This window comes from Protaetiibacter intestinalis, from assembly GCF_003627075.1.
GTDB lineage: Bacteria > Actinomycetota > Actinomycetes > Actinomycetales > Microbacteriaceae > Homoserinibacter > Homoserinibacter intestinalis.
This window is the reverse complement of sequence record NZ_CP032630.1, coordinates 2,985,617-2,997,585: the sequence shown is the minus strand read 5'-3', so window position 1 is coordinate 2,997,585 and position 11,969 is coordinate 2,985,617. Positions and strand designations below refer to the sequence as shown.

Here is an 11,969-nt window from a genome sequence, read left to right as displayed (position 1 = left end):
GATGTCTGCTCCCTTCGGAGCGAAAGATGTGGTCTACGGGTGGGTGGCCTGTGGTGGGTGTGAGGCCGTGGTGGCGGGGCGGTGTCAGTCCCGGCCAGAGAGCTCCAGCACCTGCTTGAAGAGTGCGGAGTGGTCCAGCCCGCCGTCTCCTCGCTGCACGGTGGCGGCGACGAGCTGGGCGACGATGGCGCCGAGCGGGATGATGACGCCGGCTTCGCGGGCGGCGGCGGTGACGATGCCGAGGTCCTTGTGGTGCAGGGCGAGCCGGAACCCGGGGTCGAAGTTGCGGTCCAGGAGCTTCTGCCCCTTCTGGTCGAGGACCTTCGAGCCGGCGAGCCCCCCGCCGAGGACCTTGAGGGCGGCTTCCCGGTCGACGCCGTGCGCTTCGAGGAACACGACCGCTTCGGCGAGGGCCTCGATGTTGACGGCGACGATCAGCTGGTTGGCGGCCTTCACGGTCTGCCCGGACCCGGACGGGCCGACGTGCACGATGGTCTTCCCGATCGCGGAGAGCACGTCGTGGGCGGCGTCGACGTCGGCGCGGATGCCGCCGATCATGATCGACAGGGCGCCGTCGATCGCGCCCTGCTCACCGCCGGAGACCGGGGCATCCAGCGGCCGCAGGCCGGCTTCGCGGGCCTCGGTGGCCAGGTGTCGGGCGACGTCGGGGCGGATGGTGGACGCGTCGATCCACAGCGCGCCGGGGGCGGCGTTCGCGAACACCCCGTCGGGGCCGCTGACGACCGCTTCGACGTCGGGGGAGTCGGGGACCATGGTGATGATCACGTCCGCGCCGGTGGCGGCTTCGGCGACGCTGCGCGCGGCGTGACCGCCGGCGTCGACGAGCTTCTGGATGCGCTCGGGGCTGCGGTTGTAGCCGGTGACGGTGTGCCCGGCCTTGACGAGGTTGATGGCGATGGGCAGGCCCATGATGCCGAGGCCGATGACGGAGATGTTGCTCATGTCGGGTTCCTTTGCGAAGACGGGACGGGTCAGGCGGTGAGCCAGTCGAAGGCGGTATCGGCGGGCTGCTTGTACTCCAGCCCGATCGGCCCGGTGTAGCCGAGCTCGATGCTGCGGTCGATCCACGCCTTCAGGGGCAGATCGCCGGTACCCGGGGCGCCGCGGCCGGGGGCGTCGGCGATCTGGATGTGCCCGAAGTCGGGCGCGTGCGCTTCGATCACCGCGGCGACGTCGTCGCCGTTGACGGCCAGGTGGTAGAAGTCGGCGAGCAGCTTGATGTTGTCGACACCGGCGGCCTCACGGACCCGATCGATGACGGCGAGGGCATCCGCGGCGGTCAGCAGCGGGTACCTGTCCGCACCGCTGACCGGCTCCAGCAGCACGATCCCACCGATCTTCGCGACCGCGGTGGCGGCGGCGGCGAGGTTCTCCACCGCGAGCTCGTCTTGGGCTTGGGGGGAGACTCCGTCGAGACGGTTGCCGTAGAGGGCGTTGAACGCGCGGGTGCCCAGGCGCTGACCGATGCCGACGATGACGTCGATGTTGTCGCGGAACTCGCTCTCCCGGCCGACCCAGGAGACGAGACCCCGGTCACCGCCGGGCATGTCGCCGGCGTTGAAGTTCAGCCCCGTGAGCTGCACGCCCGCGTCGGTGATCGCGGTCTCGAACCGGTTGAGCTCGGCGTCGCCGGGCACTGAGCCGGGGAACGGCCACCAGAACTCGACCGCGTCGAAGCCGGCGTCTTTCGCGCGCTGCGGCCGCTCGAGCAGGGGGAACTCGGTCAGAAGGATCGAGCTGTTCACCGTGTACGTCATTGGACATTCCTCCTCGAATCCGGAAAACGCGCTGCTTCCGAATCATGGAAATAAGTTCTTGTAGTTCGGAACTATAGAACGAGGATGAGTTCGTCGTCAATCAAAACTTCCATTATCTGGAAGAAGACTTCCAAAATAGGTACATTGGGTGCTACCGTACTTCCATTCCCGGTCAAGGAAGGACCGCCAACGATGATTCGCAACGACGCGCGCACCCTGGAAGAACTCGTCGCCGCACTGCCCCCGGAGGTTGTGATCACCGACCCGGCGAGCATGGACGCCTACCGGTGGGATCGCGCCAACGATCCTGGCGCCGGCGTCCCGCTGGTCGTGATCCGCCCCACCTCAACCGAGGAGGTGCAGACCGTCGTGAAGATCGCCGCGGCCAACGGCACCCCGATCGTCCCGCGCGGGGCGGGCACCGGACTGTCCGGCGGCAGCACCGCGGTGCATCGCGGGATCGTGCTGTCGGTGGATCGGATGAACACCATCGAGGTGGACCCCGTCACCCGCACCGTGATCGCCGGCCCGGGTGCGCTGAACGCGCAGGTGAAGGCCGCGGCCGCCGCGCATGGCCTGTGGTACCCGCCGGACCCGTCCTCCTATGAGATCTGCTCGATCGGCGGCAACGTCGCGACCAACGCCGGCGGCCTGTGCTGCGTGAAGTACGGCGTGACCACCGACTACGTGCTCGGCATCACCGTCGTCCTCGCCGATGGCCGCGCGGTCAAGCTCGGCGGCCCCCGGCTCAAGGACGTCGCGGGCCTGTCGCTGATGAAGCTGTTCGTCGGCAGCGAGGGCACCCTGGGCATCTTCACCGAGGTGCAGCTGCGGCTCATCCCCGCCCAGAAGCAGCCCACCACGCTGGTGGCGACGTTCCCGACGCTGGATGCTGCCACCGATGCGGTGCTGGCCATCACGCAGAAGATGCGCCCCTCCATGCTCGAGTTCATGGACCAGGCGACCATCAACGCCGTGGAGGACGCCACCAAGATGGGCCTGGACCGCGAGGCCGCGGCGATGCTGATCGCCCAGTCCGATGAGGCCGGCAGCGCCGCGCTGGAGGAGATCACCCGCATTGAGGAGATCTGCAACGCCAGCGGCGCCAGCGAGTGCTACGCTACCGACGACCCCGAGGAAGGCGAGGCGTTCGTCGTCGCCCGCCGCATGGCGATCCCCGCCATTGAACGCCTCGGCGCCGTGCTGCTCGAAGACGTCGGGGTGCCACTGCCGCGGCTCGGCGATCTGGTCACGGGGATCGCGGAGATCGCGGCCCGCAACGAGGTCACCATCGCCACGATGGCGCACGCCGGCGACGGCAACACGCACCCGCTGATCGTGCTCGACCCGACCGACCTCGCCCAGCAGGAACGCGCCCACACCGCCTACGGGGAGGTCATGGACCTCGCCATCCGCCTCGGCGGCACCATCACCGGCGAGCACGGCGTCGGCAGGCTTAAGCGGCCCTGGCTCGCGGACTACCTCGGTGAGGACGTCCTGGAGCTCAACCACCGCATCAAGAACGCGCTCGATCCCGACGGCATCCTCAACCCCGGATCGGTGCTCGCCCCCGCCGGAGCGACGCCGGCCCCCGCACAGGCGACGCTGAGCCCCGAAGGCTCGGTGGAAGGCGCCGAAGGATCCGTCCTGCCCACCCCAGGAGAACAGTGATGCTCACCCACACGTCCACCCCGACCATCACCTACGGTGCGGCCGCACACGCCGTCGCTCTCGCGATCGACGAGGGCGCCCGCCGCGGCATCCCGGTGAGCGCGACGGTGGTCGACCCCGCCCTCGGCCTGGTCGCGTACGGGCGTGCGGACGGCACGACCCCGCACAGTGTGGAGACCAGCCGCCGCAAGGCGAACGCCGCCGCCTCCACCCGCCGCCCCAGCGCCGCGGTCCCCCCGGCTCTGGCCGTCGCGCTCGAGCACGGCAGCGGCGGCCTGCTGACCAGCATTCCGGGCGGGCTGCCGCTCGCCTCCGACGGCGTGCACGTCGGTGGTCTCGGCGTGGCCGGTGGCCCGCCGCAGCTGGATGCCGAGATCGCCGCCGCCGTCCTCACCGCGATCGGTGCCGACCAGGACACCGCCACCGGGTCCTGATGCACCCCTGGAGAAGAACGGGAGAAGGCCGATGAAGATCATCGTGCTCGCCAAAGAAGTCCCCGACACCTACACCGAACGCAAGCTCAACCTGGAGACCGGGCTCGCCGACCGGGACGCGAACGACCGCGTCCTGGACGAGATCACCGAACGCGCCAACGAAGTCGCCGTCTCCTACGCGGAGGCCCACCCCGGCACCGAGATCGTGCTGGTCTCCGTCGGTCCGGACTCCGCCCCCACCTCACTGCGCAAAGGACTCGCGATGGGCGCCGACCGTGCCGTGCACGTCGTCGACGACGCCCTGCTGGGCGCGGACCTCACCCTGACCGCCGAAGTGCTCGCCAAGGCGATCGAACACACCGGCTTCGACCTGGTGATCACCGGGGACGTGTCCACCGACGGATCGGCCGGCCTGATTCCGGCCATGCTGGCCGAACGGCTGGGCGTGCCCAACGCCACAGGCCTCAGCAGCGTCGAGCTCACCGACACCCAGGTCCAAGGCGACCGGGAGACCGACGGCGGCACCTACACGGTCGCGGCGACCCTGCCGGCGGTGATCTCCATCACCGAGCGCCTGCCCGACCCGCGCCTGCCAGGGTTCAAGGGGATCATGTCGGCGAAGAAGAAGCCGTTCGAAACCCTCACCCTCGCCGACCTCGGCGTCGACGCGGACGCTGACGTGCCCCGGTCGATCATGATCGCCGTCTCCGAGAAACCAGCCCGCGCCGCGGGCATCAAGATCGTCAACGAAGGCGACGCGGGCAACCAGCTCGCGGAGTTCCTCGTGCAGAACAAGCTGGTGTGACATGCCCGAACCCACGACCGACCCCATCCTCGTCCTCCTCGACGTGCTGCCCACCGGTGAGCTCGGCGCCAGCGCGGCGGAGCTGCTCGGCGCCGCCGCCGGCCTCGGCACCCCGGTCGCCGTCGCCGTCACCAGGCCCGGCCACGGGCAGACCGTCGCGACGGCCGCCGCCGCGCTCGGTGCCGCCCGCATCCTCACCGTCGAATCCGCGCAGATCGGCTCCGCGCCGACGATCCCGCTCGTTGACGCCCTCACGGCCGCGTACGAGCAGGTCGCACCCGCTGCGGTCCTCATCTCCAACGGCCCCGAAGGGCGCGACGTCGCCGGACGGTTCGCCGTCCGCACCGGCAACGCGGTCGCCGTCGACGCCGTCGGCGTGCACCGCGACGCGGAAGGGATCGTCGCCCGCCACTCCATCTACGGCGGCTCCTACACGGTCGACTCGGCCGTCACCTTCGGCACTCCAGTGATCACGATCCGCCGCGGCGCCATCGAGGAACGCGCCGCCGCCGTCGCCGGCCCCCAGATCGAGACGCTCACCATCACCGCATCTGATGCGCGCGCGACACAGATCGAATCGTTCACCGCGGCGCAGGCCACCTCCACGCGCCCCGAACTGCGTGTGGCCGCCAGGGTCGTCTCCGGCGGCAAGGGCGTGGGATCCAAGGAGGACTTCGCCCTCGTCGAGCAGCTCGCCGACGTGCTCGGCGCGGCCGTCGGCGCGTCCCGGGTTGCGGTGGACTCCGGCTACGTCCCGCACTCCTACCAGGTCGGTCAGACCGGGGTTTCGGTGACCCCGCAGCTGTATGTCGCGCTCGGGATCTCCGGCGCCATCCAACACAAGGCCGGTATGCAGACCGCCAAGACGATCGTCGCGATCAACAAGGACCCCGAGGCGCCGATCTTCGAGATCGCCGACTACGGCGTCGTCGGAGACCTGTTCCAGGTCGTGCCGCAGCTGATCACCGCGCTCGAGGCGAAGAAGAAGTAGCCCCGCCCATGGCACTCCACGACACGGCCCGCCGTCAGGGCCTGCCGCGCACACCGGGCGGTGGCCCCTGGCCGCCCCGAAGCCTCGCGCACACCGCCGCGGCTGTGGCTCCCGTGGCGGAGCTTCACACCGCCGCCGCGCAGGATGCACCCGCCGTCGCTGCGCTTGTCGCGACCGCCGATGCGCCCGCACGGACGGTGCGTCAGGGTCTGCCCCGCGTCCCCGGCGGCGCCCCATGGCCGGAGGCGGCAACGCGAACCCTCCCTGCGGTGACCACCCCCGCCCCGGTCGCGGCAGCCACGGTCGCACCCGTGCCGGCGGCCGCCGCGCCCGGCAGCACCGTCCTGCAGCGTCGAGGGCTGCCCCGCACCGCGGGCGGCGAACCGTGGCCCGCGGCCCGCCCGATCCCCGTCCCGGTGACGGCTGCCCCCGCTGTTGCCGCGGAGCCGATCCCGGCACCCGACGTCTCCCTCGCCGCGCCCCCCTCACCCACGACGGCCGCGGCAGGCGCCTCCGCCGTGCCGCCGGCGCCGCGACGCATCTACCGTGATCTTCCCCGCGAACCCGAACGGGAACCCCGCCGGTATCGAGGACGCACCGCCGGACAGTGGGCCGGGATCGTGATCATCGGCGGCGGTGGCCTGCTGTTTGCCGGGGTGATGGCCGTGCTGTTCGTGCGGTGGCTGCTGAGCACCCCGCCGCTGCAGGATTTCCTGACCAACTACCCGGGCGAGTATCACCTGCCGGAGTGGGCGCCGGTCGGCATCCCGACCTGGCTCAGCTGGGCGCACTTCTTCAACGTGTTCCTGATGGTCCTGATCATCCGCTCCGGATGGCAGATCCGCACCGACCAGCGGCCGAGCGCGTTCTGGACCCCGAAGTGGAACCCGCAGCGCAAGATCAGCCTCACCATCTGGTTCCACCAAGCCCTCGACCTGCTGTGGATCCTCAACGGCGTCATCTTCGTGGTGCTGCTGTTCGTCACCGGGCAATGGGTCAAGATCGTGCCCACCAGCTGGGAGGTGTTCCCCAACGCCCTCTCCGCCGGGCTGCAGTACGTCTCGCTGGACTGGCCCACCGAGAACGGCTGGGTCAACTACAACAGCCTGCAGCAGCTGACCTACTTCGCCACCGTCTTCCTCGCCGCGCCCCTCGCCGCCGCGACCGGGGTGCGGATGTCGGGCCTGTGGCCTGGGAACGCCCCGAAGCTGAGCAAGGCGTACCCGGTCGAGGTCGCCCGCGCCATCCACTTCCCGGTGATGCTCTACTTCGTCGTGTTCATCATCTTCCACGTGGCACTCGTGCTGGCGACAGGGGCGCTGCGCAACCTCAACCACCTGTATGCGGGGCAGGACGCCGTGAACTGGACCGGGTTCTGGATCTTCGCAGCCTCGATCGTCGTCATCATCGGCGGCGTGATCGCCGCCCGCCCACTCGTCATCGCTCCCATCGCCTCCCTGTTCGGTCGCGTGGGGCGTTGACCTTCAGAAGAGAGGACCGTGCCATGCAACCTAGCGGTGGCAGCCAGGCTAGTGAGCCTGCATGTGCTCGTCGGACTCATCGCTGTCATCTCCGGCCTGTTCGGAATCGGTGGTGGTGTTCTCGTCGTGCCCGCTCTGGTGCTGCTGCGCTACGAACAGCGCTGTGCGACCGGCAACTTGCTCGCGGCGATCATCCCCACGGCCACCGTCGGCGTGATTTCCTACGGCACAATCGGCGACCTCTGGGTCCCACACTGATCCGGGCCGCCGGCGCCGTCGTAGGTATGCAGGGCGGCTCCCGACAGCTGCCCCGTGTACCCACCATTGCCTTGCGCTGACCTCCGCGACTCTCGTGGTCGAGGTGGTCGTCGATTAGTTCCTGGTCGCCGCCGCTCCCGACGGCGAGTAGCTTGGCGCAGAGACCTGGCTGCATGGTTGGACAAGAGCCTGGACACCCGTTGATCGGCAATGTGATCTTCGCGATCTTCCTCGCTGTGATCGCTGTCCATATCTCGATGCGCGCTATCAAGAGGATATGCGAGGAGCGACGCCCGACTATGGGTCGATTGCCAGCTGTGAGTGCTCCTGTCTACACAGTCTTAAACGTCTGGGAACTGGAGTATTGACTGGCTGGTGCGTTTCCGGTATTGCCTTGGCGAGACGCCAAGGTGTTGCTGGAAGACCCGCGCTGCATAGCTCCGGCTGCTCCAACCGACCTCACGTGCGGCCTGCTGGACGCTGATGCCCGTGGTACGCAGCAAGAGCGCCATCCGCTCGGTTCGGATCACCCTGAGGTACGCGAGTGGCGTCCTTCCGTGCGCTTCTACGAAGATTCGGCTGAGCTGTGCTGGAGAGAGATAAACTTCGCGTGCCAGGTTTGCCAAGGTCCATCGATATGAAGGCGATCCGCGCAGCTTCGCCGCTGCCACGCGAGCCTCCTCTCGAAGCGGACGGGGAAGCCGCGCCCATCGTTCCTTGAGAGCTGGCGTGTGTCGTTGCGCGGGCGTTATTTGGCGCTTGGCCACATGAACCTGCGGCGCCACAACGTCCAGAACTTCCGAGAGGAGAGCCTGGGCTCGATAGAAGAGCAGTCCCCGAGCACGCTGACCGAGGTCGACGAGCGCGTCTAGGCGCAGCCCGAGAATCGCCACTAGCTCTTCGCTGAAGCGAAAGATCTGGATGGGCTCACCATAGAAGTCCGCGAGCAACTGCGATGCATCGAGACGATCGATCATGTGCCCGGCGTGTTGCCAGAACACCTGGTCCACCAGGTAGTCGCGATCGAGATACAGGACTGTTGCGACGAGGCTACCAATCGGCTGGGTGCCGCAAAGTATGTTCGCCCCCAAGACTGCCACGTCTCCCCGCTCAAGTCGACGTTCGCCGAATTCGCTGTGGAAGATTGCTGAGCCCTCGCGAATGAACGCAAGGCGGACCCCGTCGTACGCGACAGGCGGGACAACGCTAGTGAGCACATGGTGGCGCGCGTAGATCGGCGTTCGGCGATGCTCACGAGCAGGAGGAAGTACGTCGGGAAGTGGGTGACTCGCCTCCTCCTGCGCTCGTGCTCGGGGCCGATTCAACGTGCTAAACGCTCAGCTCTCGGCGCTGACGCATCCGCCCCTGCTCATCGAGTTCGAGGATCGTCTCAACGCCGATCCGCTCCAAGAAGGCGAAGTCGTGGCTGACAATCAGTAGTGCGCCGCGGTACGCGTCGAGGGCTTCGGCGAGTTGTTCGACGCTGGTGATGTCGAGGTTGTTCGTCGGTTCGTCCATGATCAGCAGCTGGGCGGGGGGGTCGGCCAGGAGCAGCCGGGCGAGGGAGACTCGGAATCGTTCGCCGCCGGAGAGCGTGCGCACTGGGCGGTCGACGCTGTCGCCGCGTAGGAGCAGTCGGGCGAGGTGGTTCCGGATCGTGCCGGCCGGTGTCTCGGGCGCGACGGTCTGCACGTTCTCGATCGCGCTGGCGTCGTCGTCCAGCCCGTCGAGACGTTGTGGTAGGAATCCGACGAGGTCGGTGACTAGCCGGCCGTGGGGGCGCCCGGGAGCAGGATCGGTTCGTCGGAGGAGCTGTTCGATGAGGGTTGACTTTCCGGCTCCGTTTGCGCCGATGAGCGCGACGCGTTCGGGGCCTTGGATGACGATGGTCCGGCCTTCGTCCTCGATCTCTGCCAGGCGTCGCCCGCGGGGGAGGTCGGGGTCGGGCAGGATGAGGTGGATGTGCTCGTCGTCGCGGACTCGCGCGTCGGCCGCGTCGACCGCGGCCTGCGCGGACTGGACTTTGTCGTCGAGGGTCGACCGTAGCGATCCGGCGGATGCCTGTGCCTTGCTGGCCCGGTTTCCGGCGAGGATCTTGGGGATGCCGCCGTCTTTCTGGGTCTTTTTGCCGGTTCGTTCGCGTCGGGCGAGCTTCGTCTCAGCTTCGACGCGCTGCTTCTTCTCCACCTTCAGCGCCTGCTGGGCGGAGCGTGCGGCCTGCACTGCGGCGGCCTGCTCCTGTTCCTGATGCTCCTTCCACGCGCTGTATGACCCGCCGAACGTATCCAGCCTTCCGCCATAGAGCTCGGCGGTGTTGTCCATATGCTCGAGCAGTTCGAGGTCGTGGCTGACGACGATGAGGGTGCCCGGCCATTGGTCCAGAATGCCGGCCAGTTTCTCGCGTGTTGCGCGGTCGAGGTTGTTGGTGGGCTCGTCGAGCAGGGTAATCGGCGTGAGGAGAAGGCGCAGACCTGTGATCGCGATAAGCATCGCTTCCCCGCCGGAGACCTCGGCGATCCGACGGTCAAGATCGGCGGCGGAGAACCCGATCTGGTGCAAGGCTTCGTCGGCGCGGGAGGTGATGTCCCAATCGTCGCCGATCGTGTCGAAATGGTGTTGATCGATGTCGCCGGACTCGATCGCCCTCATCGCGTCGAGGATCGGCTGGATGCCGAGCAGATCGGCGATGGTCGTGTCGCTCTTGAGCGTGAGGTTCTGCGGCAGGTAGCCGACCTCCCCGCCGGTGTCGATGTGACCGGAGGTCGGCTGCAGTTCGCCCGCGATCAGTCGGAGCAGGGTGGATTTGCCGGCGCCGTTGCGGCCGATCAGGCCGGTTCGGCCCGTGCTGAAGGTGCCGTTGACGTGGTCGAGGGCGGTGGCGCCGTCGGGCCATTCGAAGGTCAGATCGCGCAGGGTGATGGCGGATTTCGTAGACATGCTGTGTTTCTCTTTCTCTGTCGTCAACCGCCGGCGGGCGTGACGGGAATCAGTTCTTTGTCGATGGGGGCAGACGCCGCTGAGGGCTGGGTGAGGTACTTCGCGTGGAGCTGGCCGCAGGCCGCATCGATGCCGGTGCCGAATTGGCGCCGCCTTGTCGCGCGGATGCCACGAGCGGTCAGTTCGTGCACGAACTCGTCCACCCGGTTCGACGAGGGCGCGTGATACTCGGGAACGGCGCCGGCGGCCTCGTTGTAGCGGATGACGCTGACGTGGAACAGCTCCGGCCGGGAGCGCTTGTGGATCAGTTCGGCTAGAGCCGCGAGATGGTCGTCGCTGTCGTTGACGCCTGCGATCAGCAGGTAGGCGAGATATACCTTTCTGTGGCTCGTGGTGGCGTGCCGGTCGAGGATGTCGAGGTTCCGTGCGAGCGGGAATCGCTCCTCGAGTGGGATGATCTGTTCCCGCTGGTTCGGGAATGGCGAGTGCACCGAGAGCGTGATCGTCACCTGCGGGTGCTCGTTCACCAGACGTTCCAGGTTCGGGGCGAACCCGACCGTCGACATCGTGATCCGGCGCGCCGACATGCCGGCATACGCCTGATCGGTCAGTAAGGTCAGCGCGTCGAACACGTGCGGGTTGGCGAGCGCCTCACCCATGCCCATGAAGGCCACGCTTGCAGGCCGTTTCATGCCCGCTCGCGTCCAGCGTGGGTGCATCACTTGCGCGACGATCTCATCCGCGGTGAGATTGCGAATCAGCCCGACTGCGCCGGTCGCGCAGAACGTGCAGCCCAGGCCGCACCCTGCCTGTGATGAGATGCACATCGAGTCCCATCCGGCGCGGTAGTGCGAGACGACGGTCTCGATGCGCGCGCCGCTGTCCGAGGCGAACAACACCTTTTCGACCTGTTCATCGCGCTGCACCTCCAGCGCCGTGAGCGGGTGCAGCCGTGGACCGAACCGCTCGGCGAGGTCGTCACGTAGCCTCGCAGGGAGCGCGTGGACGTCGGCGAAGGTCTCGGCGGTCGAAGCTTGCCAGGCGGTGATGAGCTGCCGGAACCGGAACGCCGGCTCGCCGGCGTGGGCAAGGTGATCGCGGATACGCATCCAACGGCTCCTCGTGGTCAGGATGGTGTTCATGTGTCACCGCCCGTCGGGGGCAGGACCCTGCGGCCTCGGTAGAAGCCGCAGTGCTGGCATGCGTGGTGTGGCGGCGTGGCCTTTCCGCAGGCGGGATTGGCGCAGGTGGTGAGCGCGGGCGCGGTGGCCTTCCAGTGAGCGCGGCGATGGTGGGTGCGGGAACGTGACTTGCGGTGCTGCATGGCGGTGTCTTTCGTGTGCAGGTTGCGGGCGCCAGCGGAACTGGCAGGACAACCGACAACGGACCGTGCAGATGCAGCGAGAGGGGTCGCGCCGCTGGCCGGCATGAGGCCCATCCGATGACGATGAGCCGTTGCTCGAATGTCACGGAGAAGACTGATGCGCTCCGAACAGGCGGACTACGCGTTCGCACTGGTGCACTCGGGACCGAAGTCGGTGCGATGCGAACATGCCGGTGAGGACTGCACATGCGTCAACGTCCCAGATCGGGACGGACGAGACATGTGCGTGC

Annotated in this window: 12 protein-coding genes; 6 read left to right on the top strand and 6 right to left on the bottom strand. The window is 68.0% G+C overall.

Annotated features, from left to right (window positions below; genetic code table 11):
* Positions 1–84 precede the first annotated feature (84 nt).
* Positions 85–963: a 2-hydroxy-3-oxopropionate reductase gene (locus D7I47_RS14135; RefSeq protein ID WP_120763651.1), complete on the bottom strand. Its 879-nt coding sequence runs from the start codon at positions 961–963 to the stop codon at positions 85–87.
* Positions 964–992: 29 nt separating this feature from the next.
* Entirely contained in the window at positions 993–1,778 is a 786-nt protein-coding gene (locus D7I47_RS14130) for a hydroxypyruvate isomerase family protein (protein ID WP_120763650.1), read from the bottom strand.
* A gap of 192 nt (positions 1,779–1,970) precedes the next feature.
* Here D7I47_RS14130 and D7I47_RS14125 point away from each other — a divergent pair, with 192 nt between their 5' ends.
* From D7I47_RS14125 to D7I47_RS15125, 6 genes are all read left to right on the top strand, one after another.
* A complete protein-coding gene (locus D7I47_RS14125; RefSeq protein ID WP_120763649.1) occupies positions 1,971–3,449 on the top strand; it encodes an FAD-binding oxidoreductase in 1,479 nt (492 codons plus the stop codon).
* Positions 3,449–3,883 carry a GlcG/HbpS family heme-binding protein gene (locus D7I47_RS14120; protein WP_120763648.1) on the top strand — a complete coding sequence of 145 codons (435 nt, stop codon included), beginning with the start codon at positions 3,449–3,451 and terminating at the stop codon, positions 3,881–3,883. The genes D7I47_RS14125 and D7I47_RS14120 overlap by 1 nt, the downstream gene beginning before the upstream one ends.
* Positions 3,884–3,914: 31 nt before the next feature.
* Positions 3,915–4,688 carry an electron transfer flavoprotein subunit beta/FixA family protein gene (locus tag D7I47_RS14115; protein ID WP_120763647.1) on the top strand — a complete coding sequence of 258 codons (774 nt, stop codon included), beginning with the start codon at positions 3,915–3,917 and terminating at the stop codon, positions 4,686–4,688.
* 1 nt (position 4,689) lies between these two features.
* On the top strand, positions 4,690–5,679 hold the full coding sequence (locus tag D7I47_RS14110; protein WP_120763646.1) for an electron transfer flavoprotein subunit alpha/FixB family protein: 990 nt from the start codon (positions 4,690–4,692) through the stop codon (positions 5,677–5,679).
* Positions 5,680–5,948: 269 nt separating this feature from the next.
* Complete coding sequence (locus tag D7I47_RS14105; RefSeq protein WP_319592668.1) at positions 5,949–7,160, top strand: cytochrome b/b6 domain-containing protein; 1,212 nt, start codon at positions 5,949–5,951, stop codon at positions 7,158–7,160.
* Between the two features lie 51 nt (positions 7,161–7,211).
* On the top strand, positions 7,212–7,418 hold the full coding sequence (locus D7I47_RS15125; protein WP_227000713.1) for a TSUP family transporter: 207 nt from the start codon (positions 7,212–7,214) through the stop codon (positions 7,416–7,418).
* Positions 7,419–7,759: 341 nt separating this feature from the next.
* Here the strand turns inward: D7I47_RS15125 and D7I47_RS14095 are convergent, their stop codons facing one another.
* From D7I47_RS14095 to rpmF, 4 genes are all read right to left on the bottom strand, one after another.
* Positions 7,760–8,518 (bottom strand): helix-turn-helix transcriptional regulator, encoded by a 759-nt coding sequence (locus tag D7I47_RS14095; RefSeq protein WP_227000711.1) that lies wholly within the window; start codon positions 8,516–8,518, stop codon positions 7,760–7,762.
* A 229-nt stretch (positions 8,519–8,747) separates the two neighbouring features.
* The gene (locus D7I47_RS14090) at positions 8,748–10,355 is read right to left on the bottom strand and encodes an ABC-F family ATP-binding cassette domain-containing protein (protein WP_120763643.1); all 1,608 of its coding nucleotides are present in this window, start codon (positions 10,353–10,355) and stop codon (positions 8,748–8,750) included.
* Positions 10,356–10,378: 23 nt separating this feature from the next.
* The gene (locus D7I47_RS14085; protein WP_120763642.1) at positions 10,379–11,497 is read right to left on the bottom strand and encodes a radical SAM protein; all 1,119 of its coding nucleotides are present in this window, start codon (positions 11,495–11,497) and stop codon (positions 10,379–10,381) included.
* Positions 11,494–11,679, bottom strand: coding sequence for a 50S ribosomal protein L32 (gene rpmF / locus D7I47_RS14080; protein ID WP_120763641.1), 186 nt, complete (start codon positions 11,677–11,679; stop codon positions 11,494–11,496). The genes D7I47_RS14085 and rpmF overlap by 4 nt, the downstream gene beginning before the upstream one ends.
* Between the last annotated feature and the right edge of the window lie 290 nt (positions 11,680–11,969).